Here is a 23,297-nt window from a genome sequence, read left to right on the forward strand (position 1 = left end):
AAATGGACAATAGAAGAGATTTTTTAAAGAAAGCCTCCCTTTTAGCTGGAGCGATGGGTTTAGAATGGGGATTGCCCGACGCCATACAGAAAGCGATGGCAATCGAGCCTCTTGCCGGATCTAGTTTTTTAGATGCGGAGCACATTGTCATGCTTATGCAGGAAAATCGTTCATTTGACCATAGTTTTGGTACGCTGTCTGGTGTACGTGGTTATGGAGACCCTAGAGCGATACAATTACCGAATGGAAATCCAGTATGGTTACAATCTGGAAAAGATGGGAAAACGTTCTCTCCTTTCCGGTTGGATATTAAAAGATCTAAGGCGGCCTGGACGAGCTATCTACCACACTCCTGGGAGAATCAATCTGCTGCACGCAACCAGGGAAAACACGATAATTGGATCGACGCAAAACGCTCTGACTATAAAGATTTTAGAGATATACCTTTAACAATGGGTTATTATACACGGGAAGATAATCCATTTTACTATGCATTTGCTGATGCTTTCACAATCTGCGATCAAAACTTCTGTTCTTCAATAACCGGTACGACAACAAACCGACACTTTTTTTGGACAGGTACCTGTGTACCGGGTAAAGGAGAAAAACCATTAGTACGCAATTCGGATATTTATTTTAACCGCTGGGCGAGCTGGAAAACATTTCCAGAGAAACTTGAAGCGGCGGCTGTATCTTGGAAGGTGTACCAAAATGAAGTAAGCATACAATCTGGCCTACAAGACGATGGGTTATTGGGCAATTACACGGATAATAATCTGGAGTGGTTTTCACAATATCATATAGAATTTAAGGAAAGTCATTTAGCATTTCTAAAGAAACGCGTAGCAGAGCTTCCTGCTGAAATCGCTGGTATAGAGAAACTGCTTCAGGACGGTCAAGCAACAAGTGTACAAAAAGAACAGAATAAACTGAAGCAAAAGAAAGAACAGCTGCTAAGTTTTGAGAAAAAGCTTGAGTCATTAACACCGGAAGCCTTCAACAAGCTATCACCATCAGAACAAGCCCTTTTCCGTCGTGCCTTCCAAACAAATGAAAACGACCCGAATTATCGCGAAGCCATTACCGTAAATGAACAAGGTACAGACATTCGGGTTCCTAAAGGTGACGTATTACATCAATTTAGACAAGATGTAAAATTGGGAAACCTACCGACTGTCTCTTGGTTGGTCGCCCCAGAATATTTTTCAGATCATCCTAGTGCCCCCATGTATGGTGCATGGTTTACTTCAGAAATTTTAAACATATTAACTGAAAATCCTGATGTCTGGCGTAAAACAATTTTCATCTTAAATTATGATGAAAATGATGGTTATTTTGACCACGTTCCCCCTTTTGTAGCACCGAATCCTGCCGATCCTACTTCTGGAAAAGTATCGCCTGGACTGGATATTTCTGGCGAGTATGTCAGTCTGCAACAGGAATTGGACGCAGGTGTTGATAAGGAAAATGCCACCGAAGGACCTGTCGGACTAGGGTACCGTGTTCCTTTAGTTATAGCTTCCCCTTGGTCTAAAGGTGGGTGGGTCAATTCCGAAGTTTTTGATATTACGTCTACTATTCAATTTATTGAGCAATTCGTAAATAAAAAATATGGTAAAAATATCCATGAAGATAATATTAGTTCATGGAGAAGAGCAATTACTGGAGATCTGACATCTGTCTTTCGCACTGCTGTTTCAGGCAATGCTAAAAAACTTCCTTTCTTGGATCGTAATGCGCAAATTCGTGCTATTGATGAAGCTAAAAAATTACCACTGCCTAATAAATATCATCAATGGTCTGAAGTAGATATTGCGCAATTGAAACTTCATAAAAAAAGCAATTCGTTATTAGCGAAGCAAGAAAAAGGACAACGACCATCTAATGCACTCGCTTACGAACTATATGTGCATGAAAAAATTGATAAAAAAGAGAACAAAATTAATTTAAAACTAGAAGCAGGGAATTCCATTTTTGGAAAAATGGCGCTAAGCAGTCCATACAATGTATACGCAGGCTCAACTTATAAAGGTTGCGTGAAGTTTTGGCCTTTTGCTGTTCTTGCTGGAGAATCTCTAGATTTCAGCTGGAATTTATTGGACTTTAAAGACCATACCTATACTTTAACAGCCTATGGGCCGAATGGATTTATGCGCGGATTTAAAGGTAAAGATGAAGCGCTAGAGGTACAGTCTTCTTATGAATTGGATAAAGGAAAGCAGGCAACAGGTAACCTATTGATTACTTTAATAAATGAAGGAAAAGAAGCCTTACTTATTGAAGCAAAAGATAATGCATATAGCAACTGGCATAAAAAAGTATCATTACCTGCAGGAAGATCGATCACTTGGAAAATTGACACACACCAACAATCTGGCTGGTATGATCTCAGTTTACATGTAGTCAATACAGCTTTCGAACGCCATTTTGCAGGCCGTGTGGAAACTGGAAAACATTCAAAAACAGATCCGCAATTAAGTTAGTTCATTACTATAATCCAATAATAGTCGTCACTGTAATCTGAACGAATATTATTGGATTATTGATCTTTGCCCTTTCTCAAAAAGTGATTTTATAAAAGGTTTCTAAGTAATTCAAATGCTACTCCAGATATTTAGCAACAATATTTTCAAGATCCTCTAAATCAAATGGCTTAGCAAGATAATCATCTGCACCTGCATCTGCTGCAAGAGACGCGATATCACTATTTGCTGTAACGTAAATAACGGGTATATGTTGAAATAAAGGATGTTGTTTCAATAGTTTTGTTGCTTCTTTCCCTCCAATATCCGGAATCCAATTGTCCATCAAAATCAAATCGGGTGTCAGTTCAGCAACCTTCTCAATAATATCGTGAGAGGTCTCAGATATGGCAATTTGATATCCCGCATCTTCTAAAATAATGGTCACAATTTCTAAAATGGAAACATCATCTTCAAATATTAAAATCTTCTTTCTATTATCCATGGCTCTATCTTTAAACTGTTCGTGCTAATTTTTTTGTAGTATGTTCATTTTCATCAAGGGTGATACTGAGGTTTTTCACATTTTTGGAAGCTCGGGTAATTTTAGTGTACTACTCTTAAAGGAAGTGTAAAATAAAATGTGGTACCTTCACCTGCTTTACTCGTCATACCATATTGTCCCTCATGTTGACGGATAATTTCGGCACAGATATACAAACCCAATCCCAATCCCTGAAAGCGTACCGAAGTCTCCTCTACCCTATAAAATTTATCAAATATTGGCGCTTGATTTTGAAGCGGAACACCAATACCAAAATCTTGCACACTGACTTTCACTTCCTTATCATCCTTTTCCGTATGAATTATAATATGGTCAGAATCTGGTCCATACTTAATTGCATTGCTCATAAAATTGATCAAAACTTGTTCTATACGCATCTCGTCTCCAAAAATCGGGATTTCCAATTTTTCACCTGTGCGTTCAATATTTAATATTCTCTTTTCCTGAGTCTGATGCATCGTATCGACCACTGTATCAATCACAGCATCTAAATCAAAAAATTGGTGATCGACGTATAATTTACCATTATCAATTTTTGAAATATCGAGCAGGTCTGCAACCAAAGTACTTAGTTTATTTAATTGTCCTTCAACCCGGTTCATATATTTATATGCTTTTGAATGTGGCTCGTCTTTTAAAGAACGATTCAGAAGTTGCACATAACCACGCATGCTTGTAAGTGGTGTTTTTAACTCATGCGACGCAATACTTAAAAATTCATCTTTCTTTTGTGAAAGCTGTTTTTGATCATCAATATCTGTAAAAGTACCAACCCAATGGGTAATGAATTGATCCTCTTCAATAGGTACAATTCTTAAAAGATGATAACGGTAAAGTTGTGCATCTAAAGGTTTTATTCGAACCTCCATTTCCAGAGCAGTTCCTTTTTGAATGTGTGATCTTAAAGTTACCAGAATAGCTGGATCATTTGGATGACATTCTGGAAAATCATTTTGCGTCCTAGAAAAAGTAAACCAGTTACGATTAACAAAATCAATCCTCCCATCCGGTGTTACAGTAAATGCGATCTGTGGAAGAGCTTCTAATATCAAACGTAAATGATTGGCTTTGGCGACTAACGAATATTGGGCTTTTTTACGGCGTTCAATTTCGGCCTTTAAATCTTCTTGCACGGCATTAAGAACCAAAGTCTGTTCGTATAGTCGATAAAAATTTTTTACTTTGAGCAGTAATATATCCATATCAACTGGTTTGGTCACATAGTCAATACCGCCAGATTTATATCCCTGTTCTATAAATCTCTTGTCACGATTAGCTGCTGATAAAAATATAATCGGAATATCTTTGGTTTTGCTATACTTTGCCAAGTGATCAGCCACTTCAAATCCATCCATATCGGGCATCTTTACATCAAGAATGATAAGCGCATATCGATTCTTAAACGTCTTTCTCAATGCTTCGTCTCCTGAAAAAGCGGTATCTACACTAAAACCTCTAGACTCTAACAGTTGCTGCAAGGAATAGATATTCTCTGGTTTATCATCAACAATTAAAATCATAATTTAGTTCTTCTACTATTTGACTGTTTTTTATTTTGGGTATTAAATAAACTGTTTGTGTGCCGTAAGTTTATAATAAGTCTCCACGATAGTAAAATCAAAAATCAATCCAAATAGTTGCCATCTACTAGGTTAGCGAAAAAGATATAAATCACATTTTAAATCTTCACGAAATACTTATTTTTATAGAACAGGTATAAAATCAGAAATACGATATAAAAATTTCCGGCAGTTAATATGATTGGAGCAAGTTCCGCCCACTGGTTCTCTAAACCAAATGTCAAAGAATGAACTACTGATCTGAAGTTAACAAATTCACCAATAAAATAAGCAACAATAGAATTCATGCCATATATTTTTAACCATCTAAAGGGCTTAACCACCTTTTTAACATCAATCACATAATAAAATATAGCCATCAGAATAAAGCAGATTCCACCTGAAAACAAGGTCATACTACTGGTCCAGATACGTTTAATAATAGGCATTTGAAAATGCAATAATACTCCTGCCAATAAACATATAAAACCGATAGCGATCAAATCACGAAAAACTCTATTGGGATTAATACGTGCATTTTCTTTAATGATTTTACCTGCAAAACAGCCCATCATCACGGTAACTGTAAAGGTCAAACTGCTCCATATCCAAGAGTAATCATAGGTGTCTGAAAAATCCCAAATGCCCTGATCCCAGTACACTCCATCCATCCAGGAACCTAATATTTTTTTATCCACACGAATTGCAAAGTTTTCTTGCGGGCTATAATTCCCGTCCAGTACAAATGGGATAGCATATACAACCAATAAACAGACACTCAAAGTAATTAACTTTTCGTATCGGCAAATTAAAGTAAGCTAATGAAGTGAATAAATATCCCACAGCTATGGCCTGCAATGTATTGGAATAAAGTTTGAAGTAATGCCAATCAAAACTCAGTAGATTTCCCTGTATAATCATCCCTAGGAACCAAAGGGTAGCAAAACGTCTAAAAATATGCCTATATATCGGTCCAACAGGTTGCCCGATCTTACTGTCAAGAGAAAAAGGAATAGTAACACCGGTCATAAATAAAAACAAAGGCATAATCAGATCCCATAATCGGAAACCTTCCCAAACTTCATGATCAAATTGATACAAAAAGGCATGATAATAAGAATTGTCCCATACCTGACCGATCGCGACTAGCACAGGTTGTAAAGCAACCAATAAAAATAAGTCAAATCCCCGTAGAATATCCAGTGACTCCAGTCGCTGTGATTTTTGGTCTTGCATAATTAAGTTTAGTTTAGGCGTGTTGTTTTCTAAGCGAATATATACAATGAAGACGAATAAACAACTGTTGCTATAGCCATTTTACCTGGTAAATCAAGATATAAAAAAATGAACTGTAATTTTTATTTACTACATTTACACTAATAATATTAGCAAAAACAACATGAAACGTTCCGGGACAGCCGATTTACCGCTTCACTATGGAAAAGTACCTGCTTGGCTTTATGAACGTATGTCGGCTTTGGGACTTTCTATAGTAGAGGCAATTTTAACGGAATATGGTAAAGATGAAGTACTTCGTCGTTTGTCCGATCCATTTTGGTTTCAAAGTTTTGGCGCTGTACTCGGTATGGACTGGCATTCTTCCGGTATCACCACATCGGTAATGGGTGCTTTAAAACGAGCCATCAATCCAAATTCCACATCTTTAGGTCTATACATTTGTGGCGGAAAAGGTAAGTTATCCAAAGAAACCCCAATGGAGCTATTGCGGGTAGCCGATCATGCTGGTCTAGCAGGACAGGAATTAGTGCGTGCGAGCAAATTGACTGCAAAAGTGGACAACACCGCAATACAAGATGGATACCAATTGTACCTGCACAATTTCATTGTGTCCGATAAAGGAAATTGGACAGTTGTCCAACAGGGAATGCATGATCATGATGGGACTGCTAGGCGTTACCACTGGCATTCGGAACAATTAAAATCTTTCATCGATGAACCGCATACCGGTATTAACGGTATATCACAGGGGCGAATATTAAACCTAACAGCTTCGGGCGCTTCTTCCAATAGACAGGGAATTCTCGCCATTGCAAAAACAGATCCTGCAAAAACAATACAAGAATTTGCACATTTGATCATGCCTAAAAGACACGATATCCAATCTTCTGATGTTGATCTTAAAAGGCTTGGCGCCTTATTATATGTAACTCGTGAACTACAGACCGACAATTTTGAAGAACTGTTGCTTTTAAAAGGTGTAGGCCCCCGCACCATGCAGTCCCTAGCTTTGGTCAGTGAGGTTATACACGGTGGTCCGGCCCGTTTTCAAGATCCGGCCCGTTTTTCATTTGCACATGGTGGTAAAGATGGCCACCCTTTTCCCGTGCCAATAACAATATATGACAATAGCATTGCTGTTTTAAGAAAAGGAATAGAAAAATCAAAATTGGGACAGTCTGATAAATTACGTACGATCAATAAACTGCATCAGATTGTTCTTCAGGCTGAGGCGAATTTCAACCCTCAGTTTGATATTCAAGAAATCATTGAGCAGGAACGACGAGATTCCTGGAAATATGAAGGTAGAACTGTCATGGGAAAAGCCCAGAAACCCGACCCAAATAAACAAGGCATTCAACTATCTCTTTTTTAAACTGATACTGCACTTAATTTCCAACAAGCTTCATCCATTCTCGCTAAAAGCGAATCAGATTTCCTATCAATAAAGATGGAAATAAAAAGCTCCGAAATGGGGTTTCGGAGCTAACTAAACATAAATTGACCAAAGTAATAACAACTAATTACGTGTCATTTTCTACTTCTGCTCCTTCACATCATTTTATATCATTTTACCACCGTGTTCAAGGTAAATTTCAATACGATCATGTCATGATATTCGGTCTAAAACAAATATCGCATGTATAATCGTTTGCGACTTACCACAATTACTGAAATAGGTATACAAATTACTGTTTAACATGCTTCATAAAGTGTGACATCGACTACAATCTATTAATAGTCGATGTCCTTTTCCATATTGATTCCTTTACCAATGAAATGAATAAGCGGTTTGTACTTATATTAATTATGCATAAATAGATTTGCTATCAGGATTTATCACTAAATTTAAACTATGCGACCAGATATAAGTATTAAACGTATCTATGAAGAAACCGATAGTCATGACGGTTATCGAGTTTTGGTGGATAGACTATGGCCAAGAGGTCTTACTAAAGAAAAAGCTCATATTGACGAATGGGCTACTGAGATTGCACCTTCTACAGCAACCCGGCTCGCCTATGCTCATGTTCCGGAACGATGGGAAATCTTTAAAATCCAGTACAAAAACGAACTCCTAAACAATGAACAGTTAATTTCTTATCTGGATAAATGGGAAGAACATCCCATCATAACATTACTTTATGCTGCTAAGGATAAAGAGCACACGCATGCGCTTGTATTGCAGGAATATCTGATATTTTGCTACAATTCCCGAAAGTAATTTTAATAATAAACTCATCATAAACCTAAAACCTACACCCAATGAATAACAAAAGCATCGATTTTGGAACACTTGCCATACATCAATTGCATACTGATGGTCACCATTCTCATTTAGCACCCATATATGCCAGTTCCACTTTTACTTTTGACAGTGCCGAACAGGGTATGCGAAGATTCTCCGGTGAAGATTCTGGTTATATTTACTCCAGGTTTGGAAACCCAACTACTGATGCCACAGCTCAAGCTATAGCCGATCTTGAAACTTGGAAGATCTTAAATGAAGACGGAACGCCAATGCGCGCCAGGGCGCTGTTAACCTCAAGTGGACAGGCGGCGATGGCTACCTTATTTATTTCTTGCTTAAATGCCGGAGATGCACTATTGGCTACGCCTTCTCTTTATGGTGGCACTCATGAATTTATCACGAAAATGCTTCCTAAATTTGGGATCAAAACCTATTTTTCGGATATGACAGATGTTACTGAACTGGAAGCACTTTTGAAAGCAAATCCCGAAATTAAGCTTGTTCATTTTGAGTCCCCCGCTAATCCAACGATGCAATGCATCAATATTGAACGTGTTGTTCAGATTTCAAAAAAATATCAGAAGCTAGTTTCTGTAGACAACACTTTTGCAACGCCTTATTTACAACAGCCATTTAAATATCAGGTGGATTTTATTTTTCATTCCACTACAAAGTTTTTAAATGGACACGGTAGTGCAATCGGTGGTGTCCTGATTGGCCGTGATCTAAATGCTATGCAGACTTACGTGCACCAGACACATAAATTACTGGGTGTAAACAGTAATCCATTTGATGCATTTTTAGTTTTGCAGGGAATAAAAACGTTACCATTAAGAATGGAACAGCATTGCCGAAATGCCATGGATGTAGCCTATTTTCTGAATAATCATCCGGAGATTGCTAACGTACATTATAACGGTCTACCGAGCCACCCAGATTTTGAAATTAGCAAGAAGCAGATGCGACATGCGGGATCTGTCATGAGTATTGAGCTAAAAGGTGGATATGAAAAATCAATTGATTTTGTCAATAAGCTACAGATATGTACACGAGCTGTTTCAATCGGCACTGTAGATACTTTGGTCTCGCATCCGGCCTCAATGTCGCACGCTGGTATTCCTCGGGAAATCAGACTGAAAACCGGTATCACGGATGGTCTTATCCGCATCAGTGTTGGTCTGGAGTCCATCGAAGATTTAATTGCAGACCTCGAACAAGCTTTGCAATAAACTGAGCAGATCAGAATTTACATCAGAACCTTTTTATTAGATTTTTATTTTTAGTCCTATGAGATATTTCACACTGTCTTTGTTTTTAGTATTTACATACTGTAATCTGTTTGCGCAACAAAGCGACCCATGGTATGCATTTTACAATCAAGACAGTACTCTTATTGGTTTTAAAGATGGACTTAGCCATGTGAAAATCAAACCTAAATTTGAAGGTGTCACAAGAGCAAATCGTTTTGATGATATCTTAGCTGCTACTGAAAAAAATAATGGTCAATGGAATTCATTCTATCTAACAAAATCAGGCCGTAAAATTGGTCACGATAGCCTACATATCATCGACAATGGCGCCGATTGTGAAAGTGAGGGATTTATCCGATTTAGAGATCCACAAACTTATTTAACAGGTCTTTTCAACCGGAATGGCGATATCGTCATTCCCGCCATGTACAGTGGCTTGACCCGCGTTCATAATGGTCTTCTGGTTGCTTTAAAAGGAGCTACAAAAAAACGCGTCGGAATAGACAGCTTAATAACTTGGGTTGGTGGTGAAGAAGTACTTTTAGATACAAGTAATAACGTTATAATTGCAGATTTTAAATACCAACCAACTCTAAATTTTTTCTCTCTTCAAAAAACAAAAGAGCTTTTAGATGATCCCGCTCGAATTTCTTTTGTCGGAAATGACGGTTTACATTATTCCTTTATTAATTTTCAGAAAGAATTTGAAAATTGGTTAAAGACAGACTTACTGGTTGATTTAACAAAGTCAAAACTATTAACGGCAACTTATCCAAAAGTTACTTGGGAAACGTCCATTGCTTGGGAAACATCGGATAAAATCGTGTTTATCGAACATAATTTTGATCTTATTAAAAATAAATTGATGGAAATTACAAATTTAGATACGGATTATTTCATTTCGGCAGATGGCTTAAATCCCTTTATGTTCGATACCCCAGAATTTCAGAAATATTTTAATAATTGTGGTGAATCAAAAGATTGGCAATATCCGACCATGTCTATCATTATTTCCCATAAGAACAAAAAGGATATGGTTCAGGATCATCTTGAATTCTTAAGAACAGATGAAGGGTATCAACTTTTATGTGTCACCATCAGAAAAGGTCAGTTAAAATAGCTTACATATGCAGACCTATATTACGATTTATCGTGAGGTGGAAAGAAAAATGACCTCGGACTAATTTTAAAATAAATCCAGACTGCTTTTGCCATTTTAATCAATTCTCCAAAGGATAAATTACGGGATCGAAATGCGAGCGTCAACGATAATGAAAAACTAACAGCAAAATTAAAAAAACCAATAAGCCCTATACCTAAAATACCCCAGATCCACATATCAGTAGTCAGCGACATGTTATTCCCAAATAATCCTAAAGCTAAATTTCCGCTCGCAAAAGTAATATGCCTAATATCTAAATTAAGACCTAAAAACATACCGACTGAAGCTGTTGTTCCCATAAAAACCCCGAACCAGATATTAGAAACGATCCCTGCCCATTTCTTTTCATAAAAACGGGCAACTTTTGCAGTTTTCTCCTTACCGAATACTTTCTTTAACACCGGTTGTTCCTCGATTCGATAATACACTGAATTGTGTTTATCACGGTTAGAGATACTACCGGCAATAATTCCTGACAAAAACAAAAAAACACCTGCTATACAAGCATGCAAGATCATAGGAGTTTCGGTCGGATTAAGATCATTGACCAAGGTCATCCATTTCCCTGCTGCCGCATTATAATGGAAAAGTTCCTGTATACCCCAAATTAAAACAAGACTTACGGGAAAAGCCATTATCACATTACCTACAAATGCAATGAATTGTGAACGGAACAATCTTGCAAAAAATACCGCAAAATTCCAGTATCTGTGTCTGGTCTCATCTTGTGCTGATGACCCATTCTCAATTGCAGCAACTAAAGCAGACGCAGTCATTGCGGGTTGCTTTGTCGCTAAGGTTGCTCCAAATAGATAAATAGCTGTAAATCCGATCGCATAATTTATACTATAAAGTAAAGCATGTCCAAATTCGCTTGTCTCTACTTTACCTAAAAACAATTTCAGGATACACATAACGCCTACAATGATGCCGCCACCACAGGCCGAGCGAAACATATTCCAATATTCTTTCTTGCTGGAGGTAATATAATGCTCTCCGGTCTGTGCGGTATGGTGCGTGATTTCGTAAGCCAATAATTGTGTACTCTGTCCAACAAGTTTGCGAATATTACTCTTACGGCAGTTGTAACCGATCAACGTCTGAGCAAAAGCAATACTTTTATCAACCTTTTCCTGCTCTTTATCAATAACCAAAAAAGAAATGATGGCTTTAATTCTTTCCAATTGTTGCCGGATCCTTAATAAAGATTGATTGACCTTAATTGAGATGCCAAAACGATGAGAGTTTGCAAAGGCGGTATCAATATAATTTTCACATTGCTTATGCAAAACCAGGATTTGTTTATAAGCAAGATCATCGGAGGTCATAAAATGCAAGTTACCCGCTAAAAAACGATCGTTAAGTTCGCTAAACTCACGCATGATGGCAATAAATGGACTATCAAAATTTTGAAATTCAGGAACCATCTTGTTGACATCTGTTTCCATTGCCCTACCTGTAATACGTTGAACCAATACTTCAAGACCATAGAGAATCTCCTTGATTTCGAAGTTGACATCGCTCTCGTATAATGAATTGAAATCACATATCAGATAGAGTCGTTGCAACTGATCATTGGGAATGACGGCAACCCAATCTGCATCTTGCGAATGATAGAAAATCTGATTTAACACATATTGCAATGTTGATTTGGGAGGTTGTGAAGGAAGGTATTTCTCCGTTATTCTCTTTTTGATCTCATACCTAAAATCGGCATAACTGATAATTCCGGTATCTGAAATTAATTGATCAAAATCTTTATGATCAATAACTCGACGCACATAAGAAGAAAAACTGAACCTGACATCAGGTGAAGCTTCTAAATAAATCAATAATGGCGCAATATCGACCTGGTAATATAACGATCGTCGCTTTGGTCTAAAGATATCTATTAATGCAGCCAAAAAGTCCAGCTCGATGTAGGCTGGATCACTAAGTTGAGCCTCGAATCTCTCAAAAAGTTGTTTTATCTCTTGACTGGCATTTACTTTTTCTCTCATGTAGAACAGCTTGAAATTGCGTAATAATAAAATTAGAGTATGATGATGCTATTTACATTATAAAATACAGCAGGCATATGGCTGTTAAAAATTTCTCTTGTACTATTGGAAATTTCTAAAATGGTAAAACCTAAAGTCATCGTAATAATTCGTATACTTTTCATTTTTTACATTTCTTCAATGATAATGCCACTTTATCATTGCGTACAGAGAACTGATATGTTCCTCATCATCATATTAAGAGTTCTCTCAACTGACCTTATTGCTTAAATATACGACACAAATGATCAAATTGTGAGGAAAATAGTTAAAATCTGTTAAAATTCATGATCAATTATATTAATCGGCATACTAAATGCGTTTAGTATGTATTCATAATTTAGGTTAATAATTGGTTAGTTAAAACGCCTGGAGTTCCCCGCTTCAGGCGTTTTTTAGTACACCATGTAACGTTTTCTTTTAGAAATTTAACGCTATCCTTAATTTTTGCTAGATCAAACAATAAAAATCACTTTGTCTAATTAATGATTAAAACGAATCAAAAGCTATAACCATTTAGTCCAATTTGATGAAAAATATTTATATTGCAGCTTAAACAGTATAAATCGAAACATAACCAAAACCGTGTTTCAATAAAGCTATAAATTATGAATCACCTTCATTTGTCACGCATGCGTTTTTACATTCTTTTTTTCTTTGGGCTATTTCTATTTACCGCTTCTGAAACCAAAGCGGCCGAAAAGGATGGTCAGCCTATGTTCTGGACTTGGTTGGATTACAGACCTACAAGCAATTTTGATTCCTTATGCCGTGAAATGCAATATCTAGGTATTGACGGAGTGATGCTCAATGCACCATCACCCGACGATTACAGAGTTGCTATCCCGATAGCACATAAGTATGGGATTAAAGTTGTGGCTTGGTTATGGACCATGAATCTAGAACATGATCGCGAGAAGATATTAAAAGAACATCCGGAATGGTTCAGTGTAAACCGTAACGGAAAAAGCCTAGCAGATACAACAGCATACGTCGGTTATTATAAATTTTTATCTCCAGTCTTACCTGAAGTCAAAGACTATATTAAAAAGAAAATCGAATCATACTGTGCTGTAGAGGGCTTAGATGGTATATCGATCGATTATCACCGCTATGTAGATGTTGTGCTCCCAACTACACTTTGGCCAAAATATAATATTGTTCAAGATCGCGAATATGCGGCCTGGGATTATGGTTATCATCCCGTCGCAGTCCAAAAATTTAAGGATCAATATGGCTATGATCCTAGAACACAAAAAGATCCTTCCAGTGATCTTAAATGGAGACAATTCCGTTGTGATCAGATTACAGATGTGGCTAATATGATCGCAGACGTTGTACATGCTAGTGGAAAAATTATGGCAGCATCGCCATTTCCAACCCCTAAAATGGCATCCCGTATGGTAAGACAAGATTGGGGAAAGTGGAATCTGGATATGGTATTCCCAATGGTATATAGTAATTTCTACACGGAAGATGCTAGTTTCGTCAGAGACTGTACAATTGAAAATGCAAGAGATAAAAATAAAATGACCAGCTTATATTGTGGGCTGATGGCTAGTAATAGCGATGCTATGTTTACAGAGATGGACGAAGCTTTAAATCATGGTGCACAGGGAATCGCAATTTTTACGGTAAACAGCATCCGTGATCCTAAAGTCAAAGAAAAATTTAAAAATTATACTACACAGGCAAAAGCAAAAAAAGCAGCTAACAATGGAATAATGCCTCTTGTTGGGACGAATAAGGTTGAAAAAGATCCTTTCAAAAAAGAAGGTATTATGAATTCGATCACAGCTAAAATCCAAAAGATGGTATCTGGTTCAGAAACTGCAACCAGCCTTCCTGCGGTAAAATTATCAAGTTTCAAAAAAGTAGCTTCCTATGATGTTACAGAACGTTATTTGGTGTCTGATAAAATCAGTAATAAAAAATTCCACGTCACTTTTTATTTTTATGGAGGTATCCTATCAGGCTGGAATGTAGATGCAGTAAAGGAAACCGTGTAAAATTTACTCATCCAAGAAATCGGAACATATTTCAATATCGAAAAGGGTTGATCATAGCGATGATCAACCCTTTTTAATTTAACTCAAGTGGTAACTCTGGTTCTTGAATTCCATAGAAGTATAATATTTATATTTCTCATTATCCAGTGGATAATCCCAACAGCCCATACGATGAAAGATTTCACCACCAAACCCCGTTTTAAATCGGTACAATCCATACATCGGATGTGACTCATCTGCCTGTGGAGCAACTCCAAAAAAATCATATTCAGTACAGCCTTTTTCTTTTGCGATTTGCATAGCACGCCATTGCAATGCATAGGTTGCCATATAATTTCTATTTTCTGTGGCTGATGCTCCGTAAAGATATGTCCCCCTATTTGCTGACACGACTAAAAACATGGCTGCTAACGGTTTGCCCTCGACCTCAGCAACTAATAAATGAACATCTGCCGGTGAAAGGGTATCATTAGCACGAGCAGAAAGTACAATTCTAAAATAGCTGATATCATGTAAAAAGAAATTATTCCGCACTGCAGTCTGTTTATACAGGTCATACCAAATCGCTAAACTATCCATACCAAGAGAGCGAATGTTGACTCCTTTTCGCTTTGCTAAATGGACATTATAACGCGTTTTGGCCTTCATTGCACCTAATAAGCTATCTTCATCTTTTCTCAAATCCATAAAAATGGTATTTGAAGGTAAAATATCGGTATTGGCTTTTCTTAAGTTCCAATTATTGGTATTAAAATTAAAACGGATTTCCTGAATTTTTTTATCCGGAACTCCTAACCAGTTGCCATTGATATCATAACAGTCATCGTCTTTTGCCCAATGTGATTCCCAAGATAAATCATAACGAATCATAATGCAGTTTTTAGGTAAACAAGATCTTAAACTCTCGGACAATTGCTCCAAGAAATAGCCTTGATTTTCAACCGATGGTTCGATCTCTGGTCCATAGGGAACGTAGGCAATACTGTGCTCCTGATCGATAGCCTGAATCAAAATCAATAGATCTCCTATAAAATAGGCACTGTCTTCGGAATCGACATAAAGATCTGCTATTTTAGTTTTAAAATTAAATGCTTTTGAAGTTACACCCTGTAACCTTTTTACTTCAGACCAATAGGCCGTTTGCTGAATGATTGATGTTTGATAAATCTGTTTAATTTCTTTGTCTTCTATTTCGGCAATCATGACGTTTTTTAATATTAAATCAATGGGCATTGAAATTTGAAACTTCCGTTTTCAAATTTCAATGCCCAAAACGACAAACATAACCATAAAGATTAAAGACGGCAAGTCCATTTGTCAGGGACTTGTTAAAATGAAGCATAATTATCAAAGATGCGAGATCTTCTTGCTGACTTCAAATAAGAAAAAGGGTAAAGTAAGACTTAAAAATTATGAGCACTCTTCAAATTGGCTTAAAAATTCAATAACCAACGAAGAGTACTACTGAAATAACCCACAGTTATTTGAACAATTCCATTAATTCTGCAATATTAACTTTACCGAAGTAAGCCGTTACATCATGCTTTTCCAGTAATTGTGCAAGGTGGACAGCCTCATGTTTTTGTCCAATCAATATATTCTCCAGCTCCTCAATTGGTTTTGATGCAAAAAAATCTCCAAATATCTTCGCCTTTTCAATATACCCTTTATGGACATCTAAATGTATTTCAATAAATCCAGCAGGTATCTTTATCGCTTTCTTAAAATTGTAATTTGGAGAAAAGCCAAAATTCCATTCCCAGGTACTGTACTTTTCTGCTACCAATTTTTCGATCCCCAGAATATCTTCATCCGTTAGTTTATAAATCTTAGCTTCAGGATTATTCTTCCTCATCTCCTCAATCAACAATTGCTTGAAAGCTGAGACTGTCATATCTTGTGGTAAGTACTCATTCAGATTAATTACACGTGCACGATTGGACTTGACAGCTTTATCTATAAACTTCAAAGGATTAACTTTTAGCGCATCGCCCAGTACCTCCATCTGTGAACTAATCAATAACGTACCATGTTGGATCATTTTTCCATTTTTTGCAAGTTTGGCATTTCCACTAAATTTCTTCCCTTCAATCAACAGATCATTTCTCCCCTCCAATTTTGCAGGTATGTTCATACTATTTAACAACGATACGACGGGCTGAGTAAATGTCGAGAAATCCATAAAATCATTTTCGCCCAACAAGATGTGAAAAGAAAAATTCAGATTTCCAAGATCATGATAAACCGCTCCTCCCCCTGACATCCTTCGAACGACCTTTATTCCTTGAGCTTGAACATAATCCAAGTTAATTTCAGCTAATGTATTTTGAAATTTGCCTATGATAATTGAAGGTGCATTAATATACAGAAGGAAAATAGCTTCTTTTGGGTATTTATATAATAAGTATTCTTCCGATGCTATATTAAAATAAGCATTATTAGAAGGTGAATCGATAATCAACATAAGATTGAAATTTTAACAAAAATAATAAGTTTTTGACAGAAAGACGATGCCGGGCCTTCGGTGCTTTATACAGGATCAAGTCTGGTCAATAATACCTTCATAAATAAACAGTTTTAATCTCTAACAATGAAATAGCTTCAATAATTGAAAAAAGCGGAACATGGATTAAGAAAAATATTAAATGAAACCATTATATTTACAAGAGAAGAGCTATTAAAATAACGTTAAATACTTTTCCACGAAGTGTATTACGCTGCTTTTTTTATCAACTATACTTCGTTCAGATTACATTAGAGAAATAAATGATTAGAATTTTATTGCAAAATAATAGATCGTGCATATTAAAGAAATAAGGGATGCCAGAAGAAACAGAAAAAAAAATAGCGATCTTAATTGATGCTGATAATATCTCCTATAAAAAGATAGAAGAGATATTGAATGAAGTAAAACGATATGGGATCCCTACTATCAAGCGTATTTATGGAGACTGGACTAGTCCTTATGTTGAAAACTGGAAAGACAGTCTTTTGACTCATGCTATAACACCTATTCAGCAATACAGTTATACACAGGGCAAAAACTCGACTGATTCGGCTTTAATCATAGATGCCATGGATATCCTACACTCGGATCGGGTAGATGGATTTTGCATTGTTTCAAGTGACAGTGATTTCACACGTTTAGCAACTAGGCTACGTGAATCAGGAAAACTTGTCATTGGCATAGGAGAAAGAAAAACACCAAAACCGTTCATATCTTCATGTGATAAGTTTATTTATGTGGAAATTCTTGAGAAAGAAGTTTCAAAAAAGGCGGTAAAAAAGAAAAACAATAATACCAGTCCGACGCCATCACCAATTGAACGGAATAAAATATCAGCATTGGATGAAGAGACGCTCGAACTATTAAAAGACACTGTAGATGATACGGCTGATGAAAGCGGATGGGCATTTTTAGGGGAAATTGGTAGTTTATTTAATAAAAGAAAACCTGATTTTGATGCCCGTAATTATGGATATGAAAAAATATCGCATCTTTTCAAGGCTTATAAAGAAGATTTTGAGATTGAAGAACGGAATACTGAAAAATCAAGAATAAAGAATTACTACATTAGAAATATCATTAATAAAGTCACACCGGCTACTTCTGCCGTCCCGAAAGCGGAACATCCTACTCCTAATCAATTAAAAACGACACAGTCTCACTCCAGTTCCGCGCAAACAGGACATAAAGGACATAATCAAGGAAAGCAAAACAATCCGGGGCAAAATAAAGTGGTAAATACACCGAATTCCACCAAAACAGAAAGTGTATCTAGTCATCAAGGAAAGACTGTGAATACACAGAATCCCCCTGATCAAGCAGAAAATATCTCCGGAAATCAAAAACAAGAAAATACAAAATCAAGTTCTGCGAAATCCAAAAGTGCGACCAATAATCAGAAACAAGGGAAAGCGCAAGCTCACACTGAAAAAGCTGAAATTACTGTAACTAATCAAGGTAATGCAGACAATAATGCATCAGAAGCTACTCAAACAACTGATGGAACACCTTCAACAGTAAAAAATACAACAATAAATTTAGAAACGGCAATCCTTCCCTCGAAAGGAAATCAGATCACTGCAGAAGATGTTACTAAAAATCAGATTAGGATAACGAAGGATCTAAAACAGTTGTTCCCAAATAAGACAAAAAAAATCCGAATTCTTATTGATAATGAATATGAGTGTTCCTTTTCATATAGAAGGGATCGTTCACATGTGCTCAGTCTGGGAACTGCTGCCGCACAAGAGTTGGAACTTGAAGCGGGAATATCCATTAAAGTTACAAAACTAGGCGAAAACTCTTATCAATTAGAGAAAGTGATTAAAGAAAGTAACTAAAATTACTGTAAATCATGTAATATTGTTAATGTAACACAATTAATAATAACTAGTTTATCTTTTGGCACAACATTTGAAATAACTTTTATTCATAATTTAGATTAATAATTGGTTAGAAAATGCCTAAGGCTCCCAACCTGAGGCATTTTCATTTTTAAACCTTTATGCTCAGGTTCAGAATATTCTCAAATACTCATCTAATCCTTAATTAAACATCTTTTAATCTAATAAATTAAAAGCTTAACATAATTTTAATTTAGGATAATTAACAAATTACTAAACGAAATATTAAAAATCAATATCATAGTTTTATTGTTATAGTATATAAATAAGCCGTGCATAAATGATTTCCAAAACCGAAGTGAACTTAAAAGTACACAGTATGTATAGGGCAATAGAAAAAGTTATGAGCTAACTTCCGGAACAAGCAAATACCTAATGGATTAACAATAGCATTAATCCATGCGTAAAACAGGACAAAAACATGACGTAGGAAATTTATGGCAATCGTAATACAGTTAGGCTATGTGCACTTGTAAATTCATCCGGATAAAATCCTATTTTTAGAACAGTTATCCGATAGCCTGATCAGTGATGATCATTCACATTTTAACAACAGCCCACAAGCCTTAATTTAATTTAGCAAAAAAAAGTGTAACGAAACAACCAGACCCTGTACTTACTACCAAACAAACAGAAAGGAACATATCCCTAAGCAATAGGTTTATGAAAAGAAATAAGGCATTACTAATTAAAACATTTGCAAAAGCATAATATGCAGGCAGACTCTTTAATCGAAAAAACATTTTTAAACCTAATAGAGGTTCACAAAGGCATCTTGCATAAGGTCGCTCGATTGTACATGGACAGTTCGGAAGATCGGAAAGATTTGCAACAGGAAATCATCATACAATTGTGGAGATCCTATCATAACTTTAAAGGAGAGAGTGCCTTTTCGTCCTGGATGTACCGGGTGGCTATTAACACAGCCATTTCCTATTTTAAAAAAGAAAAACGAAGAAGTGATGTGTATACTTACGACAATATAAAAGAGCCTGAAAATGAAGATTACAATCCTGAAAAAGATAGACAGCTAGAGATTTTTTACCAGGCGGTGCAGGAACTAAATGCGGTGGAAAAAGCTTTGATCTTTTACTTTATGGAAGGACTATCGCATCGAGAGACAGGTATACAGCTCGGTTTAAGTGAAGGAAATGTACGTGTAAAATTGAATAGAACGAAAGAAAAATTACAACAAATCATAAAAAAAACAAATTATGAATCTTGATGAATTAAAAACGGCATGGAATTCCGAAAGCACAAATGATGTGCGTATTCCATCAAAAATAAAACAGCTCGGGCAGGCTAAGCATCCTTTAGATAAACTAAAGCGGAAAATGAAAAGCGAATTTTATCTGCAATCTTTCTGTATCCTATTTGTGGCTTTTATCCCAAAACTGCTGAATATAGATCCATCCCTATATGTTCTATATTATGCTTTCTACGCACTATCATTAGCGATATCAGCATATTATTTAAACCTTTTCCGATTATTCTATAATAAGATCAATCATTATACAGCCGATACAAAGGATAGTTTATTGGAAATATACTATGAGCTTAAAATTAATATTGAGCGCTATCATGCCTTTAGTTTTCTCCTGCTCCCAATAGCATTAGTTACCCTAGGTATGTATAGATACAGTATGCGATTGCAGTTTACAGAATTTACCGACCCGGATCAATCCGTAATTTCTTTTACCATATTAACTTTAACTGTAAGTATCATTACGATATTAATAGTCCTTACATGGACAAGATATTTTTATAGTCCTTATCTCCTGCAGTTGAAAAAAATATTAGATGAACTTAAAGAAGAAGAACTAAAAGAGAATGAGTTTAGTATAAATAATTCGAATGAAAATATACAAAAAGACGGTAGGCAATAAACGATATCAAAAATCAATTACAGAAAAAAGCATTTGCTGAACGGCAAATGCTTTTTCCATTATATGTTGACATCTCGATTACACCAATTGTTTAAGTGCAATTTCATATGCTTTTGAAGACAGATGTATTTTGGATTCTGATATTGCTCTAATCCGATCTATAGCTTGCCCGATAACACGAGATACATCCGAAAATAACGCATCATCAGAAATTTCTACATTGGGTTGCATCAGATAGGCAAACACCCGAGCCATACCACAATTTGCTATAAAATCTGGAATGACAGAGACTTGAGAATCGGCATATTCCATGACCGGCCCATAAAATATTTCCCGATCTGAAAAGGGAACATTCGCTCCAGAAGCAATCAACTCCAATCCGTGTGTGACTAATTCGCTTACCTGTTCTTTTGAAACCAAACGAGAAGCAGCTGCCGGAATAAAAATAGATGCACCCATACGCCAGATCTGGCTATTGACTTCTTCAAAAGATAACAAATCTGGGCTTGCTAGTTCATTTCCTTTACGATTTAAAAATAGTGCAGTGATCTCGTCTTCTGTAAAGCCCAACGGATTTATTAAACCTCCTGCACGGTCAATAATGCCTACAATCTTAACCCCTAATTTGCTTAAATAAAATGCAGCCGCCGCGGCTACATTCCCCCATCCCTGTATAATTGCACTTTTACCAATACAATCGGTATCGTAACATCTGTAAAAGTGTTTAACCGCTTCTGCCACACCGTAACCAGTAATCATGTCAGCAATTTTGTATTTGCGCTTCATATCCGGACTGTACTGCGGGTCTTCCAAAACTTTAGAAACACCGTACCGCAACTGCCCTATCTGATGAATTCGTTCATTTTCACGCACATTAAAATGTCCATTCAATACCCCCTCTTGCGGGTGCCAAAGGCCATACTGTTCTGTCAAAGGAATAACATCATGAATTTCATCGACATTCAGATCACCGCCTGTACCATAGTAATTTTTAAGTAACGGAGTGACCACCTTAAACCATCTATCAAGTACTCCTTTTTTTCGTGGATCGGAAGGATCAAAGTTAATTCCAGATTTAGCCCCACCGATTGGAGGTCCAGAAACTGTAAATTTAACCTCCATGGTTTTAGCCAATGATTCAACTTCATTTTTATCTAACCCCTTTCTCATGCGTGTCCCTCCTCCTGCGGCACCTCCACGCAAAGAATTGATAACGACCCAGCCTTCAGCCTCTGTTTCCGTATCTTTCCATTCAAATACAATCTCAGGTCTTTTACGCTCAAACGCCTGCAGCAGATCTTTCATGTTTTCCATATTCTCGCTAATCTATGATTATAAATTTCCTCGCTTTGCCTGTTCACGTTCTATTGCTTCAAACAAAGCTTTAAAATTTCCAGCACCAAAACTCTGAGCACCTTTACGCTGTATGATTTCAAAAAACAAAGTTGGTCGATCTTCTACTGGCTTAGTAAAAATCTGTAAGAGATAACCTTCATCATCACGATCAACAAGTATTCCGAGGTCTTGAATAATTTTTATTTCTTCATCAATTTGACCGACACGATCGGGTAACATATCATAATACGCTTCTGGTGGCGCTCCTAAGAATTCAACACCTCGCGCTTTCAGCTCTTTTACTGTTTTGACAATATCCTTCGTCGCTAATGCGGCATGCTGTACACCTTCACCTTCATAAAACTCCAGATACTCTTCAATCTGCGATTTTTTTTGTCCCTCTGCAGGCTCATTAATCGGAAATTTCACATATCCATTGCCATTACTCATCACTTTGCTCATCAATGCAGAATATTCGGTATTGATCTGCTTATCATCAAAAGAAAGTACATTAACGAAGCCCATAACCTGCTGATACCACTCGACCGTTTCATTCATCTTGTTCCAACCGACATTTCCAACACAATGGTCAATATATAGCAAGCCTACTTCTTCTGGTTGATAATCACTTTCCCATACTTGATAACCTGGTAAAAATACACCGTTATAATTTTTACGTTCTACAAACAGATGAACCGTTTCACCGTACGTATATATACCCGAGGTAACTGCCTCTCCATATTCATCAGATAATACCTGTGGCTCCTGATACACTTGAGCACCTCGCTTAGTTGTTTCTTCAAAAGCTTTTGTAGCATCATCTACCCAGAGGGCAAGAATCTTAACACCATCACCATGCTTTTTAACATGTTCTGAAATGAGGTGGTCTGATCGTAATGCGGTAGTCAACACCAGACGAATCTTACCTTGTCTTAAAACATAGGATGCACGGTCCCGTACCCCCGTTTCTGGACCAGCATATGCTTCGGACTGAAATCCAAAAGCCGTCTTGTAAAAATGTGCGGCCTGCTTCGCATTGCCCACATAAAATTCAATATAATCAGTACCGTTAATGGGCAAAAAATCTTGCGCCAAAGCTATTTTTTCAGCAAAAGTCTGTTTCATTTTAG

The 23,297-nt window shown here is 36.6% G+C and carries 19 protein-coding genes; 9 read left to right on the forward strand and 10 right to left on the reverse strand.

Annotation, left to right across the window (positions count from 1 at the left end; all coding sequences use genetic code 11):
• The first annotated feature begins 2 nt into the window (after window positions 1-2).
• Window positions 3-2,483, forward strand: a complete 2,481-nt coding sequence (locus FHR29_RS19800) for a phosphocholine-specific phospholipase C (RefSeq protein ID WP_183916775.1) — start codon at window positions 3-5, stop codon at window positions 2,481-2,483.
• Window positions 2,484-2,601: 118 nt separating this feature from the next.
• On the opposite strand, the gene FHR29_RS19805 is transcribed toward FHR29_RS19800, so the two are convergent.
• The 4 genes from FHR29_RS19805 to FHR29_RS26475 all read right to left on the reverse strand — a co-directional run bounded on the left by FHR29_RS19805 (window position 2,602) and on the right by FHR29_RS26475 (window position 5,822).
• Window positions 2,602-2,967 carry a response regulator gene (locus tag FHR29_RS19805; protein ID WP_168127205.1) on the reverse strand — a complete coding sequence of 122 codons (366 nt, stop codon included), beginning with the start codon at window positions 2,965-2,967 and terminating at the stop codon, window positions 2,602-2,604.
• Between the two features lie 101 nt (window positions 2,968-3,068).
• Complete coding sequence (locus FHR29_RS19810; protein ID WP_183916777.1) at window positions 3,069-4,547, reverse strand: ATP-binding protein; 1,479 nt, start codon at window positions 4,545-4,547, stop codon at window positions 3,069-3,071.
• Between the two features lie 158 nt (window positions 4,548-4,705).
• Window positions 4,706-5,368, reverse strand: coding sequence for a hypothetical protein (locus FHR29_RS26470; protein WP_221197897.1), 663 nt, complete (start codon window positions 5,366-5,368; stop codon window positions 4,706-4,708).
• The gene (locus FHR29_RS26475; RefSeq protein WP_221197898.1) at window positions 5,310-5,822 is read right to left on the reverse strand and encodes a DUF5009 domain-containing protein; all 513 of its coding nucleotides are present in this window, start codon (window positions 5,820-5,822) and stop codon (window positions 5,310-5,312) included. The genes FHR29_RS26470 and FHR29_RS26475 overlap by 59 nt, the downstream gene beginning before the upstream one ends.
• Window positions 5,823-5,985: 163 nt before the next feature.
• On the opposite strand from FHR29_RS26475, the gene FHR29_RS19820 reads away from it, so the two are divergent.
• From FHR29_RS19820 to FHR29_RS19835, 4 genes are all read left to right on the forward strand, one after another.
• Window positions 5,986-7,200, forward strand: coding sequence for a DUF763 domain-containing protein (locus FHR29_RS19820; RefSeq protein WP_183916779.1), 1,215 nt, complete (start codon window positions 5,986-5,988; stop codon window positions 7,198-7,200).
• A gap of 480 nt (window positions 7,201-7,680) precedes the next feature.
• Window positions 7,681-8,049: a DUF488 domain-containing protein gene (locus FHR29_RS19825; RefSeq protein ID WP_168127201.1), complete on the forward strand. Its 369-nt coding sequence runs from the start codon at window positions 7,681-7,683 to the stop codon at window positions 8,047-8,049.
• Window positions 8,050-8,090: 41 nt separating this feature from the next.
• Window positions 8,091-9,305: a PLP-dependent aspartate aminotransferase family protein gene (locus FHR29_RS19830; protein ID WP_183916781.1), complete on the forward strand. Its 1,215-nt coding sequence runs from the start codon at window positions 8,091-8,093 to the stop codon at window positions 9,303-9,305.
• 58 nt (window positions 9,306-9,363) lie between these two features.
• Window positions 9,364-10,446 (forward strand): WG repeat-containing protein, encoded by a 1,083-nt coding sequence (locus tag FHR29_RS19835; RefSeq protein WP_183916783.1) that lies wholly within the window; start codon window positions 9,364-9,366, stop codon window positions 10,444-10,446.
• Between the two features lie 20 nt (window positions 10,447-10,466).
• On the opposite strand, the gene FHR29_RS19840 is transcribed toward FHR29_RS19835, so the two are convergent.
• Entirely contained in the window at window positions 10,467-12,488 is a 2,022-nt protein-coding gene (locus FHR29_RS19840) for a recombinase (RefSeq protein WP_183916785.1), read from the reverse strand.
• Window positions 12,489-12,520: 32 nt separating this feature from the next.
• Window positions 12,521-12,652 (reverse strand): hypothetical protein, encoded by a 132-nt coding sequence (locus tag FHR29_RS26685; protein WP_260292297.1) that lies wholly within the window; start codon window positions 12,650-12,652, stop codon window positions 12,521-12,523.
• Window positions 12,653-13,135: 483 nt separating this feature from the next.
• On the opposite strand from FHR29_RS26685, the gene FHR29_RS19845 reads away from it, so the two are divergent.
• The gene (locus FHR29_RS19845; protein WP_221197899.1) at window positions 13,136-14,536 is read left to right on the forward strand and encodes a family 10 glycosylhydrolase; all 1,401 of its coding nucleotides are present in this window, start codon (window positions 13,136-13,138) and stop codon (window positions 14,534-14,536) included.
• 78 nt (window positions 14,537-14,614) lie between these two features.
• On the opposite strand, the gene FHR29_RS19850 is transcribed toward FHR29_RS19845, so the two are convergent.
• Together FHR29_RS19850 and FHR29_RS19855 are read right to left on the reverse strand one after the other, a co-directional pair.
• On the reverse strand, window positions 14,615-15,739 hold the full coding sequence (locus FHR29_RS19850; RefSeq protein ID WP_168127197.1) for a peptidoglycan bridge formation glycyltransferase FemA/FemB family protein: 1,125 nt from the start codon (window positions 15,737-15,739) through the stop codon (window positions 14,615-14,617).
• A 277-nt stretch (window positions 15,740-16,016) separates the two neighbouring features.
• The gene (locus tag FHR29_RS19855; protein ID WP_132770750.1) at window positions 16,017-17,000 is read right to left on the reverse strand and encodes a lipoate--protein ligase; all 984 of its coding nucleotides are present in this window, start codon (window positions 16,998-17,000) and stop codon (window positions 16,017-16,019) included.
• Window positions 17,001-17,356: 356 nt separating this feature from the next.
• Here FHR29_RS19855 and FHR29_RS19860 point away from each other — a divergent pair, with 356 nt between their 5' ends.
• The 3 genes from FHR29_RS19860 to FHR29_RS19870 all read left to right on the forward strand — a co-directional run bounded on the left by FHR29_RS19860 (window position 17,357) and on the right by FHR29_RS19870 (window position 20,832).
• A complete protein-coding gene (locus tag FHR29_RS19860) occupies window positions 17,357-18,883 on the forward strand; it encodes an NYN domain-containing protein (RefSeq protein ID WP_183916787.1) in 1,527 nt (508 codons plus the stop codon).
• Window positions 18,884-19,643: 760 nt separating this feature from the next.
• The gene (locus FHR29_RS19865; protein WP_260292301.1) at window positions 19,644-20,171 is read left to right on the forward strand and encodes an RNA polymerase sigma factor; all 528 of its coding nucleotides are present in this window, start codon (window positions 19,644-19,646) and stop codon (window positions 20,169-20,171) included.
• Window positions 20,161-20,832: a hypothetical protein gene (locus FHR29_RS19870; protein ID WP_132845089.1), complete on the forward strand. Its 672-nt coding sequence runs from the start codon at window positions 20,161-20,163 to the stop codon at window positions 20,830-20,832. The genes FHR29_RS19865 and FHR29_RS19870 overlap by 11 nt, the downstream gene beginning before the upstream one ends.
• A gap of 78 nt (window positions 20,833-20,910) precedes the next feature.
• Here FHR29_RS19870 and FHR29_RS19875 read toward each other — a convergent pair whose 3' ends face one another.
• Together FHR29_RS19875 and hppD are read right to left on the reverse strand one after the other, a co-directional pair.
• A complete protein-coding gene (locus FHR29_RS19875; protein ID WP_260292304.1) occupies window positions 20,911-22,146 on the reverse strand; it encodes a Glu/Leu/Phe/Val dehydrogenase dimerization domain-containing protein in 1,236 nt (411 codons plus the stop codon).
• A gap of 18 nt (window positions 22,147-22,164) precedes the next feature.
• Entirely contained in the window at window positions 22,165-23,292 is a 1,128-nt protein-coding gene (gene hppD / locus FHR29_RS19880; RefSeq protein WP_132845091.1) for a 4-hydroxyphenylpyruvate dioxygenase, read from the reverse strand.
• Between the last annotated feature and the right edge of the window lie 5 nt (window positions 23,293-23,297).

This window comes from Sphingobacterium sp. JUb56, from assembly GCF_014191365.1.
GTDB classification, from domain to species: domain Bacteria; phylum Bacteroidota; class Bacteroidia; order Sphingobacteriales; family Sphingobacteriaceae; genus Sphingobacterium; species Sphingobacterium anhuiense.